The sequence below is a fragment of the Sphingomonas adhaesiva genome, assembly GCF_036946305.1.
GTDB classification, from domain to species: Bacteria; Pseudomonadota; Alphaproteobacteria; order Sphingomonadales; family Sphingomonadaceae; genus Sphingomonas; species Sphingomonas adhaesiva_B.
Genome location: NZ_JAQIJJ010000007.1, coordinates 115,605 through 139,096, shown reverse-complemented (window position 1 = coordinate 139,096; position 23,492 = coordinate 115,605). Strand labels below are relative to the sequence as shown.

The 23,492-nt window shown below is 69.2% G+C and carries 22 protein-coding genes, 1 tRNA gene and 3 pseudogenes; 19 read left to right on the top strand and 7 right to left on the bottom strand.

Going from position 1 to position 23,492, the window contains the following annotated elements:
• Positions 1 to 117: 117 nt before the first annotated feature.
• Positions 118 to 1,164: an SPOR domain-containing protein gene (locus PGN14_RS12980; protein ID WP_335299939.1), complete on the bottom strand. Its 1,047-nt coding sequence runs from the start codon at positions 1,162 to 1,164 to the stop codon at positions 118 to 120.
• Between the two features lie 166 nt (positions 1,165 to 1,330).
• Here PGN14_RS12980 and PGN14_RS12975 point away from each other — a divergent pair, with 166 nt between their 5' ends.
• The 3 genes from PGN14_RS12975 to PGN14_RS12965 are packed head-to-tail and all read left to right on the top strand — an operon-like array spanning position 1,331 to position 3,839.
• Positions 1,331 to 2,050 (top strand): ParA family protein, encoded by a 720-nt coding sequence (locus PGN14_RS12975; protein ID WP_335299937.1) that lies wholly within the window; start codon positions 1,331 to 1,333, stop codon positions 2,048 to 2,050.
• A gap of 3 nt (positions 2,051 to 2,053) precedes the next feature.
• Complete coding sequence (locus PGN14_RS12970) at positions 2,054 to 2,545, top strand: hypothetical protein (RefSeq protein WP_335299936.1); 492 nt, start codon at positions 2,054 to 2,056, stop codon at positions 2,543 to 2,545.
• A 4-nt stretch (positions 2,546 to 2,549) separates the two neighbouring features.
• Entirely contained in the window at positions 2,550 to 3,839 is a 1,290-nt protein-coding gene (locus PGN14_RS12965) for an SPOR domain-containing protein (protein WP_335299935.1), read from the top strand.
• 112 nt (positions 3,840 to 3,951) lie between these two features.
• Here PGN14_RS12965 and PGN14_RS12960 read toward each other — a convergent pair whose 3' ends face one another.
• Positions 3,952 to 5,169 (bottom strand): dihydroorotase, encoded by a 1,218-nt coding sequence (locus PGN14_RS12960; protein ID WP_335299934.1) that lies wholly within the window; start codon positions 5,167 to 5,169, stop codon positions 3,952 to 3,954.
• Positions 5,166 to 6,155 carry an aspartate carbamoyltransferase catalytic subunit gene (locus PGN14_RS12955; RefSeq protein WP_335299933.1) on the bottom strand — a complete coding sequence of 330 codons (990 nt, stop codon included), beginning with the start codon at positions 6,153 to 6,155 and terminating at the stop codon, positions 5,166 to 5,168. The genes PGN14_RS12960 and PGN14_RS12955 overlap by 4 nt, the downstream gene beginning before the upstream one ends.
• 240 nt (positions 6,156 to 6,395) lie before the next feature.
• On the opposite strand from PGN14_RS12955, the pseudogene PGN14_RS12950 reads away from it, so the two are divergent.
• A pseudogene (locus PGN14_RS12950) lies at positions 6,396 to 7,392 on the top strand (IS30 family transposase).
• Between the two features lie 379 nt (positions 7,393 to 7,771).
• Here the strand turns inward: PGN14_RS12950 and ruvX are convergent.
• Together ruvX and PGN14_RS12940 are read right to left on the bottom strand one after the other, a co-directional pair.
• Positions 7,772 to 8,233 carry a Holliday junction resolvase RuvX gene (gene ruvX, locus PGN14_RS12945; RefSeq protein ID WP_335299931.1) on the bottom strand — a complete coding sequence of 154 codons (462 nt, stop codon included), beginning with the start codon at positions 8,231 to 8,233 and terminating at the stop codon, positions 7,772 to 7,774.
• Complete coding sequence (locus tag PGN14_RS12940) at positions 8,230 to 9,342, bottom strand: DUF3089 domain-containing protein (protein ID WP_335299930.1); 1,113 nt, start codon at positions 9,340 to 9,342, stop codon at positions 8,230 to 8,232. Before PGN14_RS12940 ends, ruvX begins: the two co-directional genes overlap by 4 nt.
• A gap of 262 nt (positions 9,343 to 9,604) precedes the next feature.
• Here PGN14_RS12940 and gatC point away from each other — a divergent pair, with 262 nt between their 5' ends.
• The 9 genes and pseudogenes from gatC (at position 9,605) to PGN14_RS12895 (ending at position 16,709) form a co-directional block, all read left to right on the top strand.
• Complete coding sequence (gene gatC, locus PGN14_RS12935) at positions 9,605 to 9,892, top strand: Asp-tRNA(Asn)/Glu-tRNA(Gln) amidotransferase subunit GatC (RefSeq protein WP_335299929.1); 288 nt, start codon at positions 9,605 to 9,607, stop codon at positions 9,890 to 9,892.
• Positions 9,892 to 11,377 (top strand): annotated as a pseudogene (gatA, locus tag PGN14_RS12930) (Asp-tRNA(Asn)/Glu-tRNA(Gln) amidotransferase subunit GatA). The gene gatC and the pseudogene gatA overlap by 1 nt, the downstream one beginning before the upstream one ends.
• Positions 11,378 to 11,416: 39 nt before the next feature.
• The gene (locus tag PGN14_RS12925; RefSeq protein WP_335299927.1) at positions 11,417 to 11,725 is read left to right on the top strand and encodes a hypothetical protein; all 309 of its coding nucleotides are present in this window, start codon (positions 11,417 to 11,419) and stop codon (positions 11,723 to 11,725) included.
• A gap of 2 nt (positions 11,726 to 11,727) precedes the next feature.
• A complete protein-coding gene (locus PGN14_RS12920; protein WP_335299926.1) occupies positions 11,728 to 12,138 on the top strand; it encodes a type II toxin-antitoxin system VapC family toxin in 411 nt (136 codons plus the stop codon).
• A complete protein-coding gene (gene gatB / locus PGN14_RS12915; RefSeq protein ID WP_335299925.1) occupies positions 12,131 to 13,594 on the top strand; it encodes an Asp-tRNA(Asn)/Glu-tRNA(Gln) amidotransferase subunit GatB in 1,464 nt (487 codons plus the stop codon). Before PGN14_RS12920 ends, gatB begins: the two co-directional genes overlap by 8 nt.
• Positions 13,594 to 13,992, top strand: coding sequence for a GFA family protein (locus PGN14_RS12910; RefSeq protein WP_335300095.1), 399 nt, complete (start codon positions 13,594 to 13,596; stop codon positions 13,990 to 13,992). Before gatB ends, PGN14_RS12910 begins: the two co-directional genes overlap by 1 nt.
• A gap of 109 nt (positions 13,993 to 14,101) precedes the next feature.
• On the top strand, positions 14,102 to 14,887 hold the full coding sequence (locus PGN14_RS12905; protein WP_335299924.1) for a hypothetical protein: 786 nt from the start codon (positions 14,102 to 14,104) through the stop codon (positions 14,885 to 14,887).
• A complete protein-coding gene (locus tag PGN14_RS12900; RefSeq protein ID WP_335299923.1) occupies positions 14,884 to 16,101 on the top strand; it encodes a M48 family metalloprotease in 1,218 nt (405 codons plus the stop codon). Before PGN14_RS12905 ends, PGN14_RS12900 begins: the two co-directional genes overlap by 4 nt.
• Positions 16,098 to 16,709 carry a hypothetical protein gene (locus PGN14_RS12895; RefSeq protein WP_335299922.1) on the top strand — a complete coding sequence of 204 codons (612 nt, stop codon included), beginning with the start codon at positions 16,098 to 16,100 and terminating at the stop codon, positions 16,707 to 16,709. The genes PGN14_RS12900 and PGN14_RS12895 overlap by 4 nt, the downstream gene beginning before the upstream one ends.
• Positions 16,710 to 16,781: 72 nt before the next feature.
• On the opposite strand, the gene PGN14_RS12890 is transcribed toward PGN14_RS12895, so the two are convergent.
• Positions 16,782 to 16,973, bottom strand: a complete 192-nt coding sequence (locus PGN14_RS12890) for a hypothetical protein (protein WP_335299921.1) — start codon at positions 16,971 to 16,973, stop codon at positions 16,782 to 16,784.
• Between the two features lie 12 nt (positions 16,974 to 16,985).
• Positions 16,986 to 17,147 carry a hypothetical protein gene (locus PGN14_RS12885; protein WP_335299919.1) on the bottom strand — a complete coding sequence of 54 codons (162 nt, stop codon included), beginning with the start codon at positions 17,145 to 17,147 and terminating at the stop codon, positions 16,986 to 16,988.
• Positions 17,148 to 17,251: 104 nt separating this feature from the next.
• Between PGN14_RS12885 and PGN14_RS12880 the strand changes: the two genes are divergently transcribed.
• From PGN14_RS12880 to PGN14_RS12855, 6 genes and pseudogenes are all read left to right on the top strand, one after another.
• Positions 17,252 to 17,336 (top strand) — tRNA-Leu (locus PGN14_RS12880).
• Between the two features lie 58 nt (positions 17,337 to 17,394).
• A pseudogene (gene tig, locus PGN14_RS12875) lies at positions 17,395 to 19,073 on the top strand (trigger factor).
• A gap of 237 nt (positions 19,074 to 19,310) precedes the next feature.
• A complete protein-coding gene (locus PGN14_RS12870) occupies positions 19,311 to 20,255 on the top strand; it encodes a glycosyltransferase family 2 protein (RefSeq protein ID WP_335299917.1) in 945 nt (314 codons plus the stop codon).
• A gap of 56 nt (positions 20,256 to 20,311) precedes the next feature.
• The gene (locus PGN14_RS12865; protein ID WP_335299916.1) at positions 20,312 to 21,001 is read left to right on the top strand and encodes an ATP-dependent Clp protease proteolytic subunit; all 690 of its coding nucleotides are present in this window, start codon (positions 20,312 to 20,314) and stop codon (positions 20,999 to 21,001) included.
• A 106-nt stretch (positions 21,002 to 21,107) separates the two neighbouring features.
• Positions 21,108 to 22,373 (top strand): ATP-dependent Clp protease ATP-binding subunit ClpX, encoded by a 1,266-nt coding sequence (clpX, locus tag PGN14_RS12860; RefSeq protein ID WP_335299915.1) that lies wholly within the window; start codon positions 21,108 to 21,110, stop codon positions 22,371 to 22,373.
• Between the two features lie 500 nt (positions 22,374 to 22,873).
• Positions 22,874 to 23,464 carry a GNAT family N-acetyltransferase gene (locus PGN14_RS12855; RefSeq protein ID WP_335299914.1) on the top strand — a complete coding sequence of 197 codons (591 nt, stop codon included), beginning with the start codon at positions 22,874 to 22,876 and terminating at the stop codon, positions 23,462 to 23,464.
• Positions 23,465 to 23,492: the final 28 nt, after the last annotated feature.

The following is a 23,492-nucleotide window of genomic DNA, read 5'->3' as shown; positions in this document are numbered from 1 at the left end:
ATGCCGGGCTTGTCCCGGCATCCAGGGTTCCACGCGCCTCACACTTGACGGCGTGCGGGACCCTGGACCCCGCAACAAGTCCGGGGTGACGGGTGGGAGGGGATGTCCCGCGAAAAACTAAGGCGCCACCACCACGCAGCCGCCGCCGGCCTTCGCGCAGGCGCTCTGCGCCGCGGCGCGGGAGGGGAAGCCGGTGGCCTGGAGGCGGGTAAGGGTGCCGGCCTGGACGTAATCGGGCGAGCCGCCGGTACGTGCGCCGACGCGCGACCAGAGCGCGCGGGCGTTGCCGGCGTCGCGGAAGGCGCCGAGCTGGATGCGCCATGCACCACCCGTGGCGGCGGGCTTCGCGGCCGGCTTCGGCGCGGGATGGGGGGCTTGCGCCGTCTGGACCGTGGCCGAGGTCGCCGCCGGACGCGGCGCTCGGGGCGGGGTGACCATGGTCGGCGCGGGATAGGTCGCGCCGGGCACGCTGGAGGCGGGCACCGGCGTGGTGGCGATGCCGCGCGGCGGGAGCGCCGAGGGCGGGGTGGGGCGTGCCGGACCGGACGTCACCGTCGTCGGGCGCGCCGGATTGGGCGTGGCGGCGGCGACCTGTGCCGCGCGGCCGCGTGCCTCGATCTGCTGCGCCATGGCGATGCCTTCGCGGCGCTGCCCCTCGGGAATATAGCGGTCCATCTGCGCCAGCGTCTGCGATCCCTGCGGCAGTCCCTGCTGCGAGGAGCGCGTCACCAGCGCATAGGCGCGCGTCCAGTCGCGCGAGATACCGTCGCCGTTGAACAGCATGGTGCCCAGCACCAGCTCGGTGCGCTTCTCGTCGCGCGCGACCGACTTCTCCAGCCACGGCAGCGCCTCCGCCTTGCGCCCGTCCTGGAACAGTGCGAGGCCGTAATTGTCGACCGCCTGTTCATGCCCCTGGGCGGCGGCCTTGCGGAACCATTCGGTCGCCTGCGCCTGATCCGCGGGCACGCCGCGGCCGAGCTTGTATGCCTGGCCCAGGTTGAACTGCGCATCGGCATCGCCGCGCGTGGCGGGCGTGCGCCATTCGGCGACCGCCTTGGCATAGTCGCCGCGACCCCAGGCTTCGACGCCCGTCTTCACGTCGGCCCCCGCCGATACCGCCGTCAGCGCCAATGCCGCCAGTGCCACGCCACCCCAGACCTTCATCGAACCATCCCCACCGATACCCGCGGGCAACATGCCTTAGTTACCCCATGGGGCAAAGCCGTTAACCAATTCCTATCTGGGACAGCTGAACAGGCGCCGTTAACGGTTCGTCCACCCCGGCGTGGCATCCCGCTCCCAAGAAACAACGAGGAGCGCGAGCGTCGACATGCGCGTATTGGCGATGGCATCGCAAAAGGGCGGGTCGGGCAAGACCACGCTGTCGGGACATCTGGCGGTGCAGGCACAATTGGCCGGCGCCGGTCCCGTCGTGCTGATCGACATCGATCCGCAGGGGTCGCTGGCGGATTGGTGGAACGAGCGGCAGGACGAATATCCCGCCTTCGCGCAGACCACCGTCGCGCGCCTCGCCGCCGATCTGGAGACGCTGCGCCAGCAGGGGTTCAAGCTGGCCGTCATCGACACGCCGCCCGCGATCACGATGGCGATCCAGAGCGTGATCCAGGTCGCCGAGCTGATCGTGATCCCGACGCGCCCCAGCCCGCACGACCTGCGCGCGGTCGGCGCCACCGTCGACCTGTGCGACCGCTCCGGCAAGCCGCTGATCTTCGTCGTCAACGCGGCCACGCCCAAGGCGCGGATCACCAGCGACGCCGCGGTCGCGCTGTCGCAGCACGGCACCGTCGCGCCGATCACGATCCACCAGCGCACCGATTTCGCGGCGTCGATGATCGACGGGCGCACGGTGATGGAGGTCGATCCCAAGGGCAAGTCGGCGGCCGAGATCACCGAATTGTGGACCTATATCTCCGACCGGCTGGAAAAGAACTTTCGCCGCACCGTGTTCGCGCCGCCCAAGCCGGGGACGGCGGGCTACAGCTCGGTACGGCCGCAGGCGGGTGGCTTCGGCCGCCGGGTGGTGAACTGAGCCATGCTGAACTCGAAGCCGATGGCGTCGCTGACCTCCGGGTTGCTGGCGCGCAAGGGACAGGCACGGCCCGCGATGCGGCGCCAGGCGCCAACCTCGCTCACCGCCTTGCCGGGGGGCGCGGAGGAGGATCTGGGCTGGAACGACATGGGCTCGCCCGAGCCGGTCGTGCCTGCGCTGGTGCCCGAACCGTTGCCGCTGGTGCTGGAGGAGCGCGCGCAGCTCGTCGCCGCGCTGACGCCCGCGCCGGTCGCAACGCCGGTGGTGGTCGAGGCGCCCGTGGCGCGGGTGGCGGGTGGGCGCAAGGCCGCGTTCACGCTGCGGCTGGACGCGGATCGCCACTTGCGGCTGCGGCTGGCGAGCGCGGTGCGCGGGCGGTCCGCGCAACAGATCGTGACCGAGGCGCTCGACGCGCTGATCGGCACCATGCCCGAGGTGGATGCGCTGCAGGCGCAGCTGGCGGCGGGCGATACCAAGATCGTTCGGGGGGACTGAGCCGATGACCATTCGCACCATCGCCGGCGCGGGCATGTCCGCGCTGCTGCTGGCGGGCGCCGCCGTGACCGTGACGCACGGCGCCGCCCCCGCCGTGGCCAGCGCACGCGTCGACGCCAAGGCGCAGAAGAACGCCGCCGACAGCGCCGCCCGGGCGCAGAAGGCATTGGCGAAGAAGCAGTGGAACAAGGCGATCGGCTTTGCCGAGGATGCGGTGTCGCTGGACGGCGCCGACTCCGGCTATCGCACGCTGCTGGGCAATGCCTATCTGCGCGGCGGGCGCTTCGCCTCGGCGGAGCAGGCGTTCGCCGACGTGCTGACGCTGCGCCCCGACGATGGCACGATCGCGCTGAACCTGGCGCTGGCGCGGATCGCGAGCGGGCGCTGGGATGCGGCGCGCGAGACGCTGGATGCGCATAGCGCGGCGATCGCGCCGGCCGACCGCGGGCTGGCGCTGGCGCTGGCGGGCGATCCGGCGGGGGGCGTCGAGGTGCTGACCGCGGCGGCGCGCGGGCCGGCATCGGATGCGAAGACGCGGCAGAATCTCGCGCTGGCGCTGGCGCTGTCCGGGCGCTGGGCGGAGGCGCGCGCGATGGTCGCGATGGACATGGATGCGGGCGAGGTCGATCGCCGCATCGAGCAATGGGCGGCGTTCGCACGGCCGACCTCGGCGGCGGATCAGGTCGCGTCGCTGCTGGGCGTGACCCCGGCGGTCGATCCGGGGCAGCCGGTGGCGCTGGCGCTGGCGGGCGCGCCGCCGGTGGCGACCGCCTCGGTCGATGCCTTCATGCCGGGCCGCGCCGATGCGGCGGCGGAGGCCGCTCTGGTGTCGCGGGACGTGCCGCCGGTGGCGACCGCCGCGGTGGCCCCGGTCGAGACGGTGTCGGCACCGATCCCGATGATCGCGGCGCCCGACGCGTACAAGGTCGCGGCGGCGAAGCGGATGACCGCGACCGCGCGCGCGCCGATCGCGAAGGTGGCGGCCAAGGGCGATTGGGTGGTGCAGCTGGGCGCGTTCCAGAATGCCGGCGTGGCGAAGGACGGCTGGCATCGCGCGACGCGGCGGCTGCCCGCACTGGCGCAGCATCGCCCCAACGGGGTGAGCGCGTCGGTGAAGGGCGCGACCTTCTATCGCCTGTCGGTGGGCGGGTTCACCCGCGGCGACGCGGTGGCGCTGTGCCGCGGCTATCGGGCGAAGGGCGGCATGTGCTTCGTCCGCGCGACCGCGGGGGACCAGATGGCGGCATGGCTGCGCGCGCCGGGCAAGGCTGCGGTGCAGCTGGCGGCTAGGTAGTTCTAAGCCCCTCCCCTTCAGGGGAGGGGTTGGGGTGGGGCTGTCACGAGCTAAAAGCGACGGTCTCGGTGAGACATCGCTCCACCCCAACCCCTCCTCTAAAGAGGAGGGGCTAGTTTATCTCCCGCCCGCCCTTCCACATCGCCTTCACCCGGCCCTGCACCGGCAGGCCGTCGAACGGCGTATTTCCGGCCTGGCCCGGCAGCGTATCGGCGTCGATCCGCCACGGTGCGTGTTCGTCGATCAGGATCACGTCGCCCGGCATCCCCGGCGCCAGCGTCCCCGTCTCCAGCCCGAGCACCGACGCCGGCCCGGTCGCCAGCAGCGCGAACAGCCGCGGCAGCGACACATGGCCGTCGCGCACCAGCCCCAGCGACAGTGCGAGCAGCGTCGCCGCATCCGCCGCGCCGGCGGTGGCGTCGGCATAGGGGAGGCGCTTCTCCTCCGGCCCGCGCGGATCGTGGCCGGACGACAGCACGTCGATCGTCCCGTCCGCCAGCGCCGCCAGCGCCGCCTGGCGATCCGCCTCGCTGCGCAGCGGGGGCGAGAGGTGCGCGAAGGTGCGGAAATCGCTCATCGCGATATCCGACAGCAGCAGATAGGCGGGCGTGGTGCCGCAGGTGACGCGCACGCCGCGCGCCTTCGCCGCCTTCACCAGCGCGAAGCCGGCGGCCGTGGTGACGCAGCGCAAATGGAGCCGCGCACCGGTATCCTCCGCCAGCATCAGGTCGCGCGCGATCGCCAGCGCCTCCGCCAGCGCGGGCGCGGCGGGCAGGCCGAGCCGCGACGCGGTCTCGCCCGCGCTCGCCACCGCATCGCCGACCAGCCCGGCATCCTCGGCATGGGCCACGACGGTGATGTCGAGGTCGCGCGCATAGGCGAGCACGCGGTGCATGACGCCCGAATCCGCGATCCAGCGCCGCCCGGTCCCCACCGCCCGCGCGCCGGCCGAGCGGCACACCGCCATTTCGGCGAGATCGGTGCCCTGCAACCCGCGCGTGGCGGCGGCGATCGGGTGGATCCACAGGTCCGGGCGGCCGATCAGCGCGAGCCGCTGCACCGCGCCCGGCTCGTCGAGCACCGGCGACTGGTCGGGAAGGGGAGCGACGCGGACGATCCCGCCCGCGCGTGCCGCAGCGCGGTCGATCGTGCCGACGCCCAGGTCGACGATCCCCGGTGCCAGCAGCCGCCCGCCGCAGTCGACGATGCGCGCGTCGTGCGGACCGTCACCCTCGGTGATGACGCCGTCGACGATCAGCAGATCGCCGGCGCGCTCGCCGCCTGCCGGGCAGACGAGGCGCGCGTTGAACAGGAGAAGCGCGTCGCTCATGCCCAGCCCTCCACGCCGCGCGCCCTGCGCGTCAGCACGTCCAGACACGCCATCCGCACCGCGACCCCCATCGCCACCTGCTCGGTGATCGCGGAGCGTTCGACATGGTCGGCGACCGCCGAGTCGATCTCCACCCCGCGGTTCATCGGACCCGGGTGCATCACCAGCGCGCCGGGTGCGTAGCGCTCCAGCCGGTCGAGCGTCAGGCCGTAGCGCAGGTGATATTCGCGGATCGAGGGGACATAGCCGCCGGTCATCCGCTCGGTCTGGAGCCGGAGCATCATCACCACGTCGGCCCCGTCCATCGCGCGGTCGAAATCGGTGAAGGGGGTGACGCCGAACCGCTCGATCGCGGGCGGCATCAGCGTGGAGGGCGCACAGACGCGCACCTCCGCCGCCAGCGCGGTGAGCGCGAGGATGTTCGACCGCGCGACGCGGCTGTGGAGCAGGTCGCCGCAGATCACGACGCGCTTGTTGGCGATGCCGCCCAGCCGGCGGCGGATCGTCAGCGCGTCGAGCAGCGCCTGCGTCGGATGTTCGTGGCGGCCGTCGCCGGCGTTGAGCACCGGGCAGTCGACCTTGCCCGCGATCAGCCGCACCGCTCCGCTAGACATGTGCCGGATGACGATGACGTCGGCGCGCATCGCGTTGAGCGTCATCGCGGTGTCGATCAGCGTCTCGCCCTTCTTCACGCTCGACTGTGCGGCGTGCATGTTGACGACGTCGGCGCCGAGGCGCTTGCCCGCGATCTCGAAGCTCAGCAGCGTGCGCGTGCTGTTCTCGAAGAAGGCGTTGATCTGCGTGAAGCCCGCCAGCCGCCGGTCGGGGGTGGCGCGGGTCTTGTTCGCCTCTACCCACGTCTCCGCCTCGTCGAGGAGGAACATGATCTCGTGCGGCTGAAGCCCCTCGATCCCGGTGAGGTGACGGTGCGGAAAAACCGCGCCGCCGGGGATGAGGGTGGCGGGGCGATGATCGGAGCGCTGCATCGAACGGGGCGGGTAGCGGGGTGAAGCGGGCGGGGCAAGGGTGGGGGAGGGACGGCGGCTTTGACGATCGGCTCATGCTTGGCAGTATCTGCCCGACGGCCAGTGCCATCCTGCTCCCCGTCATTCCCGCGAAGGCGGGAATCCATATACGCAGGCCGCGCGGCTCGATCCGCGACCCTCAGCGTCAATGGATCCCCCGGACTCACGAAAGAAGTGCACCACCGATAGGGTGGTGGCGCGATGGGACACAGCTACAGGCAGCTCGGCCTTGACGAGCGGATGGAGATTGCGCGGCTTCGGGAGGCGGGCTGGTCATCGCGGCGGATCGGCGCGGCGATCGGGCGCTGCCACACGACGGTCAGCCGAGAGGTAAGTCGCAACAGCCGTGCGACCAGGGCCTGGCCTGGCGGCTATGCGCCAGCGCGCGCACGAACTGGCGCAGCGGCGACGACGATGGGACTGCCGCTTCAAGCTGGTGCGCCAACCGGACCTGCGGGACCAGGTGAGGCAAAGCCTTGCGATGGGACATTCGCCCGAGCAGATCGCCGGCCGGCTGGCGCGCGAGACGGGTCGCACCGTCATCAGCCACGAGTCAATCTACCGCTTCGTCTATCATCGCTCAGGCCAGAAGGATTACTGGCACCGCCTGCTGCCCCGCGCCAAGTCCCGGCGCGGTCGGTACCGCATGCAGGGCGGCAGCCCGGCCAGCTTCATCCGCCAGCGCCGCCCCCTCACCGAGCGCCCGGCCGAGGCGACGACGCGCCAGCAGCCCGGTCACTGGGAAGCCGACTACATGCTGTTCGCCGCCTACGGCCACAACATCCTCGTCCTGCACGAGCGCACCACCCGCTTCACCCTGCTCGACCACCCGCCCACGCGCAAAGCAGCGATCACCGCACAGCGCATCGAACGCCAACTCCGCGACGTTCCACAGGTGCTCCGCCGCACCATCAGCTTCGACAACGGAACAGAGTTTGCCGAGCATCAGCGCCTGCATCACCTCGGCCTGCAGACCTTCTTCTGCGACGTGCGCAGCCCCTGGCAGAAAGGCGGCATCGAGAACACCATCGGTCGCTTGCGACGCTTCCTGCCCCGCAAGGCCAACCTCGACAACCTCTCGCCCGCACAATTGCGTGCCTATGCCCAGCGGCTCAACGACACGCCCAGAAAATGCCTCGACTTCCAAACCCCCGCCGAGGCATTTCTCCAAGCCTCAACCGGTGCACTTCAAACGTGAATCCACATCCCCTCCTCCGCGGGGATGACGGACAACATACATGTGCCCTGACGAGCAATACAAAGAATGGTAGCGTGTCCCAATGAACGAGAGCCGATATAAAGGGGGAAGCACCAGAGGAGGCCGGTGGGGCTGTGCCTTGGCTGCCCTGTTTGGCTTCCCGGTCTTTGCGATGGCGACCCTCGTAGCCAGCCTGGGTGATTGCATGCCGGAGGTACAATGCCACCCTGGCTTTTGGCGCGAGGTCATCCTTCCGACGATAATTGTAGCGGCTCCGATCGGGTTCGGTGTTCGCTGGCTTGTCAATCGACGATCAATGGATGACGACTAACTTCCACCAGACGAACGATACAACGCTTTCGCGCAAGGTCGAAGGCATTCACACCATCACCAGCGCATCGATTGCGGCCTGCAGGATCGTCGCGGCCGCGTGGTTGTCGATCCGCTCCGCGCGTTTCGCGCGGCTCATGTCCTGTTCGATCAGTGCGCGTTCGGCGGAGACGGTGGACCAGCGTTCGTCCCATAGCAGGATCGGATAGGGCACGTCGCGGCAGTTGCGGGCGAAGGCGCGGATCGACTGGGTGCGCGGGCTGTCGGTGCCGTCCAGGCTGAGCGGCAGGCCGACGACCCAGCCGGCGACCTGTTGCTGGGCCGATAGAGCGACCAGCGCTGCCTTGTCCTGCGTGAACTTGGTGCGGCGGATCAGCTGCGCCGGGCTGGCGAAGCTCCAGCCGGCGTCGCACACAGCGGTGCCGACCGTCTTGGTGCCGACGTCGAGGCCCAGCAGCCGGCCGCCGTCGGGCAGTGCGGCGCGGAACTCGGTGGCTTCGAGCGTTATCACTTGCCAGTCACTTGGGCCGCCATGCGCCGCGCGGCGTCGGCGCGGACGTTGGCCCAGAACAGGCTGTAGTCGTACACGTGGTAATTGTTGCCCGGCAGCGTGTACGGCCCCACGTCCGGCGGCGATCCGATCAGCAGCAGCCCGCGGTCGTCGCAGCGCGCGGGGACGCGGCCCGGGGTGATCGTCGCGCCGCTCAGGTCCTTGTTGGGGAAGAGCGTGCCGAGATTGGCGGTGGCGGGGGCCGCGCCACCCATCGTGCCGGTCAGCGGGTTGGTGCACAGCATCGGCGTGCCGCGGCGCGGGCGGCCGTCGAACCCGGTCGACCGGTCATAGACCTCGCGGATCAGCGTCGGGTCGGCGGGCTCCGCGAACGACTGCCACGACAGCACGCAGCCGCGCTGGTCCGGCGCGGTGCAGGCGGGCAGGCCCATCCTGCCGATGTCGGTGACGAGCGACACCGGCCAGCCGACGACATAGGCCGCGACCACGCGCTTGGCGAGCGGGGTGCCGGCGACGCGATCCTTGAGCAGGCGCGTGAGGTGGAGCGCGCCCTGGCTGTGCCCGGCGAGGATGATCGGGCGGGTCGGGCCGGCCTCCGCGAGGAAGGCGTCGAACGCGGCGAGGACGTCGCCATAGGCGAGGCGCAGCGCCTGTTCGGCCGCTGCCTTGTCGGTGAGGAACGCACCAAACGTCGCCTGGCGATAGCGCGGCGCCCAGATCTCGCCCGCCTCGTTGAACGCGCTGGCCTGCGCGCGCAAGAACAAGGCGGCGCGCTCGTTCGCCTCGCGATCGTCGAGCGGGGCGTTCCAGTGCGCGCGGTTGAGGTAGGAGGTGGGGTGGAGGAAAAACACCGCCGCGCCGCCGGGTTGCTGGCGCGCGCGATAGCCGGCGGGCGTCCAGAGCGCGGGATTGCCCTTGAGCGCCGGGCGCGCGAGCCACATGCGGTCGTCGCGATACGCATCGGGGCCTATCGCGGATTGCGCGCGGAACGACTCGCCCGGCACCATCGCCATGCGGATCATCTCCACGCCCCACAGGCGATAGGCGAAGGCCGCGGCAAGACCCAGCACGATCAGCGCCGCGACGACATAGAGGAACCTGCGGACCAACGAGCCATCACCATCCGGGCCGTGCGGCAACAGCGCCGCGGCGGCAAGCGCAATCGCCGTGCCCCAGAGTTGCGGTGGGTGCAACTGCGTGCGTCGTCACTACCGCTGCGTCACCCCGGCCCTGTGCCGGGGTCCAGGGTTCCGCGCGGCTCACGCCGGTTGGGCGCGCGGAACCCTGGATGCCGGGACAAGCCCGGCATGACGGGGGGGAGGGTGAAGCCCCGGTTGCCTTCCCGCCATCCGCAATGGTAGCGGCGCGCGCATGTCCGTCGACACCCACACCGTCCGGCGCATCGCCGCGCTGGCCCGCATCGCCATCACCGAGGGAGATGCCGAGCGGCTCGCCCCCGAACTGGGCGCCATCCTGGGCTTCATCGAGCAGCTGGGCGAGGTGGATACCGCCGGCGTCGCGCCGATGACCGCCGTCATCCCCAACCACCTGCGGCTGCGCGACGATGTCGTCACCGATGGCGGCATCCGTACCGCGGTGCTGGCCAATGCGCCGCAGGCCGAACATGGCTTCTTCACTGTGCCCAAGGTGATCGAATAATGACCGAGCTGACAGACCTCGGCATCGCGCAGATCCGCGACGGCGTGCGCGCCGGCACCTTCTCCGCGCGCGAGGTGGCGACCGCGTTCAACGCCGCTGTCGCTGCCGCCAAGCCGCTCAACGCCTTTCTGGTGGAGACGCCCGACCATGCGCTCGCCGCCGCCGATGCTGCCGACACGGCGCGGGCCGCGGGCGAGACGCCGAAGCCGATGGCGGGCGTGCCGATCGGGATGAAGGACCTGTTCTGCACCAAAGGCGTGCAGAGCGCGGCGGCGAGCCGCATCCTGGAAGGGTTCACACCCGAGTATGAGTCGACCGTCTCGCAGAAATTGTGGGACGCGGGCGCGGGCATGTTGGGGAAGCTCAACATGGACCAGTTCGCGATGGGATCGTCCAACGAAACCAGCTATTTCGGCAATGTGGTCAGTCCGTGGCGGCGGGGCGACGGCGGCAACGCCGACCTCGCGCCGGGTGGCTCGTCGGGCGGATCGTCCGCGGCGGTCGCGGCACGGATCGCGCCCGGTGCGACGGGCACCGATACCGGGGGGGTCGATCCGCCAGCCCGCGGCCTTCACCGGCATATCCGGGATCAAGCCGACCTATGGCCGCTGCTCGCGCTGGGGGGTGATCGCGTTCGCCTCGTCGCTCGATCAGGCGGGGCCGATGGCGCGCGACGTGCGCGACTGCGCGATCATGCTGGAGGCGATGGCGGGGTTCGACGCGAAGGATGCGACCTCGCTCGACCTGCCGGTGCCGCAGTGGGAGGCGGGGCTGAACGCGTTGCTGAAGGGCAAGCGCGTCGGCATCCCGAAGGAATATCGCGTCGACGATATGCCGGCCGAGATCGACGCGCTGTGGCAGCAGGGCGTCGCATGGCTGCGCGATGCGGGCGCGGAGATCGTCGAGGTGTCGCTGCCGCACACCCAATATGCGCTGCCCGCTTATTATATCATCGCGCCGGCGGAGGCGTCGTCCAACCTCGCGCGCTATGACGGCGTGCGCTATGGGCTGCGCGACCTGCCCGATGGCGCGAACCTTCAGGAGATGTACGCGAAGACGCGCGCCGAGGGGTTCGGCGACGAAGTGAAGCGGCGCATCCTGATCGGCACCTATGTGCTGTCGGCGGGATTCTACGACGCCTATTATACGCAGGCGCAGAAGGTGCGGACGCTGATCGCGCAGGATTTCGAGCGCGCGTGGGAGCGTTGCGACGTGCTGCTGACCCCGACCGCGCCGTCCGCGGCGTTCGCGCTGGGGGAGAAGAGCGCGGACCCGATCGCGATGTACCTCAACGACGTGTTCACGGTGCCGTCGAGCCTCGCCGGACTGCCCGCGATGAGCGTGCCGGGCGGGGTGGACGCAGCGGGGCTGCCGCTGGGCTTGCAGATCATCGGCAAGCCGCTCGACGAGCAGGGCGTGCTGAACGCCGCGCTGGCGATCGAGGAACGCGCCGGCTTCGTGGCGCGGCCGGGGCGGTGGTGGTAGACTGACCTCCGTCAGCTCCGCCAACGCCAAGGGGATGCCATGAACGTCCAGACCCGCCTTCCGACCTTCTCCACCGTCGACATGACGGCGGACGGAGAGGTGTTGATTCCGGAAGCCGTGCGGCGTGCGGCGGGACTGGTCGCGGGCGCCCCGGTGGTAGTCGGCGTCAACGACCGGGGCGAGGCGATCATCATGTCGCGTATTCAGGCCAAACGTCGGGCCGAGTCGCCCGAGGCGCGACATGAGCGCGTTCGCGCGGCGCTGGACAAGGCGGCCTCCGGTCGCTTTTCCACCGGACAAACCACGGCCGAGGCGATGGATGAACTTCGTGGTTCGCCTGCGCCGTGATCGTGGTCGACAGCAATGTCCTGATCGACGTGTTCAACCGCGATCCGCAGTGGCTGGACTGGTCGCGCGCGCAGATCCAGCGGTTGAACGATGATGGCCACGAACTGGTCGTCAACCACGTCATCGTGGCCGAGATCGCCACGAACTTCTCCAGCGTCGGCGAAATGCGTGACATGCTCGACCAGCTCGACATCGAGATATTGCCGCTCAACGAGGACGTCGCCTTTGCCGCGGGGCGGGCGTTTCGCGACTATCGGCGTGCGCATCGCGAGCGCGACGCGATTCTCGCGGATTTCCTCATCGGTGGGCAGGCGGCGACGCTGTCCGCGCCGATCCTGACTCGCGACCAGTCCCTCTATCGTCGGTATTTCCCCGACCTCACCCTCATCACACCCGAGACCCATCATGGCTGACGTATCCGCACCGTTCCGTATCAAAGGCGCCACCGGCGACTGGGAGGTCGTGATCGGCCTCGAAGTGCATGCGCAGGTGACCTCCAACGCCAAGCTCTTCTCGGGCGCGGCGACCGCATTCGGCGCGGAGCCGAACACGCAGGTGTCGCTGGTCGATGCCGCGATGCCCGGGATGCTGCCGGTGCCCAACCGCGAGTGCATCCGCCAGGCGGTGCGCACCGGCATGGCGATCGAGGCGCAGATCAACACATGGTCGCGGTTCGACCGGAAGAACTATTTCTACGCCGATCTGCCGCAGGGCTATCAGATCAGCCAGCTCTACCATCCGCTGGTCGGCGAGGGCGCGATCGAGATCGAGGTGGAGGACGCCACCAAGACGATCGGGGTCGAGCGTATCCATGTCGAGCAGGACGCCGGCAAGCTGATGCACGACCAGCATCCGACGCGCTCCTATGTCGACCTCAACCGCTCCGGCGTGGCGCTGATGGAGATCGTCTCGAAGCCCGACATGCGCTCCCCGGCGGAAGCGGGCGCGTATCTGACCAAGCTGCGCTCGATCCTGCGCTATGTCGGCTCGTGCGACGGCAACATGGACCAGGGATCGATGCGCGCCGACGTCAACGTCAGCGTGAGGAAGCCCGGCGAGCCGTTCGGGACGCGGACCGAGACCAAGAACGTCAACTCGATCCGCTTTGTGATGCAGGCGATCGAGCATGAGGCGAACCGCCAGGTCGAGGTGCTGGAGGCAGGCGGCGCGATCCAGCAGGAGACGCGGCTGTTCAACCCCGACACCGGCACGACGCGATCGATGCGGTCGAAGGAGGATGCGCACGATTACCGCTACTTCCCCGATCCCGACCTGCTGCCGCTGGAACTGGACGAGGCGTTCCTGGCGGAATGCCGTGCCAGCCTGCCCGAACTGCCGGGTGCCAAGCGCGCGCGCTACGAAGGGCTGGGGATCACGCCGTACAATGCCCATGTGCTGACCGCGGAGGTGGAGAGCGCGCGCTGGTTCGATGCGCTGCTCGACGCGGGCGCCAAGCCCGTCGCGGCGGCGAACTGGGTGACGAGCGAGCTGTTCGGTGCGCTCAACCGGCTCGGCCGGACGATCGGCGACAGCCCGGTGATGCCGGGGCAGGCGGCGGAGCTGCTGGCGCTGGTCGCGGACGGGACGCTGTCGGGCAGCCTCGCCAAGCAGGTGTTCGAGGCGATGCTGGAGACGGGCGACGCGCCGGGCAAGATCGTCGAGGAGCGCGGGCTGAAGCAGACCAGCGACACCGGCGCGATCGAGGCGGTGATCGCCGAGGTGCTGGCGAAGAACCCCAATCAGCTGGAACAGTATCGCGGCGGCAAGGAGGCGCTGTTCGGCTTCTTCGTCGGGCAGACGATGAAGGCGATGGCGGGCAAGGCCAACCCGGCGGTGGTGAACGCGCTGCTGAAGAAGGCGCTGGCGTGATGACGACGCGGGTGGCGCGATGTCGTTGCGGCCAGCTGACCGCGACGTGTCGCGCCGACCCCGTCCGCGTATCGATCTGCCATTGCCAGTCGTGCCAGCGCCGTACCGGCGGCCCCTTCGCAGCGCAGGCGCGGTTCCCGGCGGCATCGGTCGAGGTCGCGGGGGAGCACCGGACGTGGGAACGGATCGCGGATAGCGGCCGGCGCGCCTGGTATCGCTGGTGCCCCGATTGCGGAGGAACCGTATTCTACACCAACGAAGGGCAGGACGCGTTCGTCGCGGTGCCGATCGGCGCCTTTGCCGATGGGGATCTGCCTTATCCGACGGCCTCGATCTTCGAACGTCGCAAGCAATCGTGGTTGGAGGTGACGGGCGAGGGCATCACGCACGACGAATGAACCGTTATGGCGCGTTCGCTCGATGAGCCGCCGGATAAGCTGCTTGCGTAACGATCGGCGGATCGCCTAGCGTTCGGGCGGGGGAAATCCGGACGGGGGGCGTTCGATCATGCGGTTTGGGGCGGTCGCGGCAGCGGCCTTGGCGATCTGCGCGCTATCACTGGCGACGCCGGTGGCAGCGCAGGACAAGACCGCGACGCGGCAGGGGTTCACCCTGCCGGCGCAGAGCGGCAAGACGATCCTGGTCTTCCGCCCGTCCGTCAGCGTCGGCGCACAGTCGACGGGCGGCATGTTCGAGCCGAAGGCGGACTGGACCGACCAGGCGCGCAAGAACATCGACGCTGCGCTGGTGGAGCGTCAGGCGGCGCTGGGCAACAAGGTGATCTTCGCGCCCGAGAGCTTCGGCGCGGATGCCGAGCGGGTCGAGGAATATGCGCGTCTGTTCGCCGCGGTATCGGAAGCGGTGATCCATTATCAGTTCTTCGCGGGCAACCGCCTGCCGACGAAGAAGCGCGACAACAAGGCCGGCGTGTTCGACTGGTCGCTGGGCGAGGGCGTGCACGACCTGCCCGGGGCGAAGGATGCCGATTACGCGCTCTTCATCTTCAACAAGGATGCCTATGGCTCGACCGGGCGCAAGATCCTGCAGATCGTCGCACTGCTGGGGCCGGGCCTGTACGTCAAGTCGGGCGAGCATGCCGGCTATGCCGGGCTGGTCGACCTGAAGACCGGCGACCTGCTGTGGCTGAACGCGGACGGCGCGATGGGCGGCGACGTGCGCGACGTCGATGGCGCGAAGAAGCGCGTCGGGCAATTGCTCGACGAGTTTCCGGGCACCGTCGCCCCCGCCCCGATCAAGGGAGCCGCGATACCGGCACCGGCGCCCGCGCGATGAGGGCCTGTATCGCCGCTGCGGCGGCGCTGTTGCTGGCTGCGGGCGCCGTTGCGGCGCCTGCGGTCACGCCGCGCACCCAGCCGGCCCCGCCGCCGGCCCCCTATGCCGGCGTCTATCAGCCGCACGGCGTCGACGAGATCGGGTTGTGGCGCGAGGACGACGAGCATGAGCGCGCGCTGGGCCAGTCCGCGCTGGTCATCCGCGACCCCGCGCTCAACGGCTATGTCCGTGGCGTGCTGTGCCGCGCGGTCGGGCAGGAGCGGTGCGGCGCGGTACGGATCTATCTGGTCCGCGTGCCCTATTTCAACGCGTCCATGTCGCCCAACGGCACGATGCAGGTGAACAGCGGGCTGTTGCTGCGCGCCCGGTCGGACGCGGAGCTGGCCGCGGTGCTGGGGCATGAGTTCGGCCATTTCGAGAAGCGCCACACGCTGCAACAGTTCAAGGCGCAGCGCAGCGGATCCGCGTTGCTGAGCTGGATGCAGGTGCTGGCCGGCATGGCGAGCACGCCGCAGGCGGCGGGCGGTTTCAGCAGCCTGCAATTGTCCGTCCTGGGCGGTTTCGCGCGGTTCGGGCGCGATCAGGAGCGCGAGGCCGATCTGGTCGGGTTGGGCTATCTCAATGGCAGCACGTTGCGCCCGGGGGCGGCATCGCGGATCTGGCGCAACCTGATTCTGGAGCAGGAGGCGTCGGCGACCGCGCGCGGGCTGAGCAAGCCCGATTTCCGGCGCGTCGCCTTCTTCGCCTCCCATCCGCCGGAGGCGGAGCGCGCGGACTATCTCCAGGCGCTGGCCGCGCCCGATGGCGAGACGCGCGACGAGGGCGCGGAGCGATACGCCGCGGCGATGTCGCCGTGGATGCCGGCGTTCCTCGACGATCAGATCAAGCTCAACGACTTCGGTGCGAGCGACTATCTCATCACGCATCTGGCGGAGGCGGGGTGGACGGCGCCGCTGTGGCGCGCGCGGGGCGACCTGTTCCGTGCCCGCGGCGCACCGCGCGACCTGATGGATGCGGCGGATTTCTATGCGAAGGCCGTGGCGCTCGACCCGCAGCTGGCCGAGGCGCAACGCGGGCTGGGGCTGTCGCTGGTGAAGACCGCGCACCCGGCCGAGGGGGCGGTCGCGCTGCGCCGTTACCTGGCCCTGAAACCGGATGCCGGCGATGCCGCGATGATCGGCACCGTCCTGTCCTCGATCGGAGAAGCACGATGACCTCTTCCCCCATGTTGCGCGTCGCGCTGGCGCTGAGCCTGGTCGTCGCGCCTGCCCCGGTCGCCGTCTATGCCAATGCCTATCGCGAGAAGGGCAAGGTCGTGCGGATCAAGGATTCCGCGCTGTCGGTGACTCCGCCGCGCGACTGGAACCAGTTGGGCGTCAAGCCGGGCAAGTTCGCGGAGACGTGGACGCTCGACGGCGAGCAGCTCAACGACGTCACCTTCTACGCCGGGGTGGAGCCGGGGCAGCCAATCGTGCGCGAACGCAACCGCAAGCGCGATCCGCTGCCGAAGTTCCAGGCCAGTACCTTGCTGATCGAGGTGCCCGAACTGCTGGAGCGGACGTATCGGGCGCAGCGCCAGATCGGCACGTTCACGGTGACGGCATCGCGGCCGCAGCCGTTCCTGGGCAAGGACGGCGTGGTCTTCGCCTACGACTATCTCGACTCGGACGATCTGCCGCGCAAGGGCGAGGCGGTGGCGGCGATCGTGAACGGACGCCTGTTCATGGTGACGTTCGATGCGCCGCGGCTTCATTTCTTCGACCGGAAGGTGGACGATTATCGCGCGCTGGTCGCATCGGCGACGCTGTCGGGCGGGAAGTAGGAGACCGGCTTGCCCTCACCCCTTCCGCGGCCAGTGGTGTTGCCGATGGGATGAGTGAGGGCGCGACGGCCGTTATTGCTGCGTCAGGTCCTGGTTCTTGACCTCGCCGCCGGTGCCGCTGTTGCCGTCATGCTCGCCGGTCTTGGTGAAGCGGATCGGTTCCTCGCCGCCTTCGCCGCGCTTGACGGCGTCGCTGCGCGCCTCGACCGCCTGCTGGATGTCGGGGCGGGGATCGTCGCGATCGGGCTGATGGTCCTCTGCCATGATCGGCTCCTGTCAGATGGTGGGATTGGCGGGGGCGGGGTCGCTCCCGGGCTGGCCCGGTGCGGGCACGTCGATGTCGGGGGTCGGCGGCGTGACCTCGGGCGGGGGCGCGTCGGGCTGTGCCGGCGGCGTCGGCTGCGGCACGTCTGCGGGGATGCCGGGGTTGGTGGCCATGGTCTTCTCCTTCATCGGGCCAACGTCCCGCGGACGTGCAGGTTGCCCGCTTGCCCAAGTGCGCGACGCGGTATAGAGGCCGGCGACCGGCGGTGTCCGATCAAGCGGGCGTGGCGGAACTGGTAGACGCGCTGGATTTAGGTTCCAGTATCGCAAGATGTGGGGGTTCGAGTCCCTTCGCCCGCACCAGTCCCCGCGTTGTCAGCGGGGCGGCCACCACTAACGACATTCCAGACGAAAGCGGCCAATGCAGACTGTCGAGACGTTGAACGAGGGGCTGAAGCGCGCCTACACCCTGACCATCCCGGCGAAGGCGATCGACGCCCGCGTGGACGCCGAGCTGAAGCGCGTCGCGCCGCAGATCAAGATGCCGGGCTTCCGCCCCGGCAAGGTGCCCGCCAACCTGGTGCGCAAGATGCACGGGCCGGCGCTGCACCAGGACGCGCTCAACACCTCGATCCAGGAGAGCATCCAGTCGCTGATCGCCGAGCAGGGCCTGCGCCCCGCGGTGCAGCCGTCGGTCGAGCTGAACGAGGGCTATGAGCCCGGCCAGGACGCCGAGCTGAAGGTCGAGCTGGAGGTGCTGCCGCAGGTGCCGACCCCCGCGATCGACGGGCTGAAGCTGGAGCGGCTGACCGTGCCGGTCGACGAGGATGCGGTGACCGCGCAGTTGCAGAAGTTCGCCGACCAGCAGAAGCGCTGGGAGGATGCCGGCGACAAGGCGGCGGAGACGGGCGATCTCGTCACCGTCGACTTCGTCGGCAAGACGATGGACGGCGTCGCGTTCGAGGGCGGCACCGGCACCGACATGCCGGTCGAGATCGGCCAGGGCCGCCTGATCCCCGGGTTCGAGGACCAGGTGATCGGCGCCAAGGCGGGCGAGGAGCGCCAGATCAAGGTGACCTTCCCGGCCGATTACGGCGCGAAGGAGCTGGCCGGCAAGGACGCGACCTTCGACCCTGACGATCAAGTCGGTGAAGACCGCGGGCGAGAGCGTGATCGACGACGAGCTGGCGACCGGGCTGGGGCTGGAAAGCCTGGAGCAGCTCAAGGGCCTGCTCAAGGGGCAGATCGAGCAGGAGCATAACGGCCTGACGCGCACGCACATGAAGCGCAAGCTGCTCGACCAGCTGGCTGAGGGGCATGACTTCGAGGTGCCGCCGTCGATGGTCGAGGCGGAGTTTAACCAGATCTGGCACCAGCTTCAGCACGAGGCGACGCACGAGCCCGATCCCGAGGCGGCGCTGAAGGAGATGGAGGCCGAGCGCGGCGATTATCGCAAGATCGCCGAGCGCCGCGTGCGGCTGGGCCTGCTCCTCTCGGAGATTGGCCAGGCGAATGGCGTCGAGGTGAGCCAGCAGGAGATGCAGCGGCTGGCTGATGCAGGCAGCGCAGCAATATGGCCCGGAGGATCGCCAGCGGTTCATCCAGTACGTCCAGCAGGACCCGATGGCCGCCGCGCAGCTGCGCGCGCCGCTGTACGAGGACAAGGTCGTCGACTTCCTGTTCGACAAGGCGGAAGTGACCGACCGCGAGACGACGCGCGAGGAGCTGGAGGCCGCGATCGAGAGCGAGGACGGCTTCGCGACCGGCACGCATCACCACGATCACGACAACCACAAGCCCAAGCAGACCCGCGCCAAGAAGAAGGCCGACGACGCCGAGGCTGGTGAGGCCGAGGCCAAGCCGGCGAAGAAGGCGGCGGCGAAGAAGCCTGCCGCCAAGAGCGAGGATGCCGCGGTCGAACCGGGCGACGCGGATGCGGCGCCGGCCAAGAAGCCGCGCGCCAAGAAGGCGGCGCCCGCCGAGGCCGAGACGACGCTGACGACCAGCGACCCGCAGGCGGCGGAAGCGGCCGAGGCCGCCGAGGCCGCCGACGCGCCGGCGAAGAAGCCGCGCGCGAAGAAGCCGAAGGCGGAGGCGTAAGGAGATCGGGGTGAGGGCGCGGTTCGCGCCTCGCCCCCTTTCTCTCACGCACCCACCCTCCGTTCGTGCTGAGGAGGCATTGAGCTTGTCGAAATGCCGTCTCGAAGCACAAGCGCTGCGCTTGCCCTTCGAGACGAGGCTTCGACAGGCTCAGCCTCTCCTCAGGGTGAACGGGGGTGGATGTGCGGGGCGCGGTCTTAGGTGTGGTTGCGCTCCACCCGCTTCTGAGGGGCATTCATGACCGAACCCACCGTCGCCGTCCTGCTGCCGTGCTACAACGAGGAAGCGGCGATCGCGCAGACGGTGGCGGCGTTCCGTGCCGCGCTGCCGGCGGCCACCATCTACGTCTATGACAATAACAGCCGCGACCGCACGGTCGCGGTCGCGCGCGCGGCGGGGGCGGTGGTCCGCTCCGAGCGGATCCAGGGCAAGGGCGCGGTGGTGCGGCGCATGTTCGCCGATGTCGATGCCGACGTCTATGTGATGGCGGACGGCGACGCGACCTATGACGCCGCCAGCGCGCCCGCGATGGTCGCGCGGATGCTCGACGAACAGCTCGACATGGTGGTCGGCAGCCGCATCGGCGAGGCGGCGGCGGCGTATAGGCGCGGGCACCGCTTCGGCAACGCGCTGCTGACGGGCATGCTGACGCGGCTGTTCGGGCGCAGCTTCACCGACATCCTCAGCGGCTATCGCGTGTTCTCGCGCCGGTTCGTGAAGAGCTTCCCGGTGCTGTCGGTCGGGTTCGAGATCGAGACAGAGATCAGCGTCCATGCGCTGGAGCTGAAGATGCCCGTTGCGGAGGTGGAGACGCCCTATTTCGCGCGGCCGGACGGGTCCGAATCGAAGCTGTCGACCTATCGCGACGGCTGGCGGATCGTGCGCACGATCGCGATGCTGTACCGGATCGAGCGGCCCTTGTGGTTCTTCGGCAGCATCGGCGCGGTGATGGCGGTGCTGGCGGTGATCCTCGCGCTGCCGCTGGTCGTCACCTACATGCACACCGGGCTGGTGCCGCGCTTTCCCACCGCGATCCTCGTCACCGGGTTGATGATCCTCGCCGCCCTCAACGGTTTCGCAGGATTGATCCTGGATACCGTCGTGCGCGGGCGGCGGGAGGTGCGGCGGCTCGCCTATCTCGCGCATCGTGCCCCGTCGAACGCGGGTAGGGGCGGGGCTTGAACAACCCCGCGCCAGCGACGATGTTACGAATCCTCAGGGCATAAGAGAGTTTTTCCATGCACAATCCGTTCGAGACCGGCGATTTCGCAGGGGCATTGGCGCGCGCCGGCGTCGGCATGCAGCAGACGCAGGCCGGGCTGGTGCCGATCGTGATCGAACAGTCGAACCGCGGCGAGCGCAGCTTCGACATCTTCAGCCGCCTGCTGCGCGAGCGGATCGTGTTCGTGACCGGGGGGGTCGAGGACGGCATGGCCAGCCTGATCACCGCACAGCTGCTGTTCCTGGAATCGGAGAATCCGAAGAAGGACATCTTCATGTACATCAACTCGCCGGGCGGCGTCGTCACGGCGGGCATGGCGATCCACGACACGATGCAGTACATCCGCCCGCGCGTCGGCACCGTGTGCATCGGTCAGGCGGCGTCGATGGGCAGCTTCCTGCTCGCCTCGGGCGAGCCGGGGATGCGCGTGGCGCTGACCAACGCGCGGATCATGATCCACCAGCCGTCGGGCGGCGCGCAGGGCATGGCCAGCGACATCGAGATCCAGGCGCGCGAGATCCTGCGCATCCGCCACTCGCTCAACCAGCTGTACGCCAAATACACCGGCCAGCCGCTGGAGGAGATCGAGAAGGCGATGGATCGCGACAAGTTCATGTCCAGCGACGAGGCCAAGGCGTTCGGGCTGATCGACGAGGTATTCGACAAGCGGCCCCAGCCGACCGACGAAGCGGCGGCAGGCGCATAATCTTAATCGCTTTCGGGCATTGCCGGAAGCATCGGGGCCGGGTTAGCATGTCCGGCCCCGGGACACCGGGCCAGACATACCGCGATATCGCGGGAAGGATGATTGAATGACGAAGCTCTCCGGCGGCGACTCCAAGAGCACCCTCTACTGCTCGTTCTGCGGCAAGTCGCAGCACGAGGTGCGCAAGCTGATCGCCGGTCCGACGGTCTTCATCTGCGACGAATGCGTCGAACTGTGCAACGACATCATCCGCGAGGAGACGAAGTCGGCACTGGTGGCCAAGAAGGACGGCGGCGTGCCGACGCCGCAGGAAATCTGCGACGTGCTCGACGATTACGTCATCGGGCAGAAGCAGGCCAAGCGCGTGCTGTCGGTGGCGGTCCACAACCATTACAAGCGGCTGAACCACGGCGCGAAGGGTGCGGACGTCGAACTGGCGAAGAGCAACATCCTGCTCGTCGGCCCGACCGGCTGCGGCAAGACGCTGCTGGCGCAGACGCTGGCCCGTATCCTCGACGTGCCGTTCACGATGGCGGACGCGACCACGCTGACCGAGGCCGGTTACGTCGGTGAGGATGTCGAGAACATCATCCTGAAGCTGCTCCAGGCGTCCGACTATAACGTCGAGCGGGCGCAGCGCGGCATCGTCTATATCGACGAGATCGACAAGATCTCGCGCAAGGCCGAGAATCCGTCGATCACGCGCGACGTGTCGGGCGAGGGCGTGCAGCAGGCGCTGCTGAAGCTGATGGAGGGCACCACCGCCTCCGTGCCGCCGCAGGGCGGGCGCAAGCATCCGCAGCAGGAATTCCTTCAGGTCGACACGACGAACATCCTGTTCATCTGCGGCGGCGCGTTCAGCGGGCTGGAGAAGATCATCGGCGATCGCTTGCAGGGCAAGTCGATCGGCTTCGGCGCCTATGTCGCCAGCCCCGAGGAGAAGCGCACCGGCGAGGTGCTGCGCCAGACCGAGCCGGAGGATCTCCTCAAGTTCGGGCTGATCCCCGAGTTTGTCGGCCGCCTGCCGGTGATCGCGACGCTGGAGGATCTGGACGTCCCCGCGCTGGTCAAGATCCTGGCCGAGCCGAAGAACGCGTTGGTCAAACAGTATCAGAAGCTGTTCGAGATGGAGGAAGTGAAGCTGGGCTTCACCGACGACGCGTTGACCACGGTCGCGAAGAAGGCGATCGAGCGCAAGACCGGTGCGCGCGGGCTGCGCTCGATCCTGGAGGGCATCCTGCTCGACACGATGTTCGACCTGCCGGGCATGGAGGGCGTCGACGAGGTGATGATCGACAAGGACGTGGTCGACGGCCGCAAGGAGCCGGTGCGCGTCTATGCCGAGAAGAAGAAGGCCGGCGAGGTCGCCTGACCGGCGGCACCGGACGGTGTGAGATGGGGACGGGCGCTCCTGCGTGAGGCGGGGGCGCCCGTTGTCGTATGTGCTCGCCGTCATGGCGGTGTTCGAGGCCTTGGCGAACGTCCGATCCCTGTTCCCCGGTGAAGGCGGGACCTTTGCGAAAGCCGCCTCGCGTGCCTCAAAGAAGCCGTCACCCCGGACTTGTTCCGGGGTCCACTGATCCGCAAGATCAATGGCTTGTGAATATGCGGCCCGGTGGATGCCGGAACAAGTCCGGCATGACGATGGGGCTTTTGCAAAGGTCCTGCAAACGCCGGGGTCCAGCGACGATCGGCTCGTGAGATGCTGATGCCGCCCGCGACTGGACCCCGGCCTGCGCCGGGGAACAGGGGCGCGGAACTCCGGATGCGGGAACACCTCCGACCTGACGAGGAGGGGCGCGACGAACGCCATCTTTACCTGCGTTACAATCCCGACGATACTTCCGCCGAAACGGGGAGGACGCCGGGACGATGAGCGACGTGCGGGACGCAGGGGTGCAGGATCGTGCCGCGGTGGCGGCGATGCTGGGGCGGGCGTTCGCCAACGATCCGGCGATGAGCTATGTCTTCCCCGATCCGCAGGATCGCGCTCGGCGGCTGCCGAAGCTGTTCGCGGTGCTGTTCGATGGCGATGCCGACGGGATGCGGCTGGTCTCGGGGCCGGCGGATGCGGCGACCTTGTGGCGCGCGCCGGGCAAGGCCTCGACCCCGCTGACCGCGATGATCGCGCAGGCGCTGCCGCTGATCGGGGCGCTGGGCACCGCGATCCCGCGCGGGCTGCGCATCAGCGGCGCGATCGACGCGCATTTTCCGGTCGAACCCTTCTGGTATCTGCATGTCGCGGGCGTCGATCCGTCGCAACAGGGGCGCGGACTGGGCGGCAAGGTGATCCGCGCCGGACTGGCGCGCGCCGATGCCAGCGGGGCGCCGACCTATCTGGAGACCGCGACCGAGAGCAATCTGGGGCTGTACGGCGCGCTGGGGTTCCAGCTGATCGGCGACTGGCAGGTGCCGCGCGGCGGCCCGCGCTTCTGGTCGATGCGGCGCCCGGTCGGCGGCTGAGCGGCCATTCCGGTCCGGCCGACGCGGA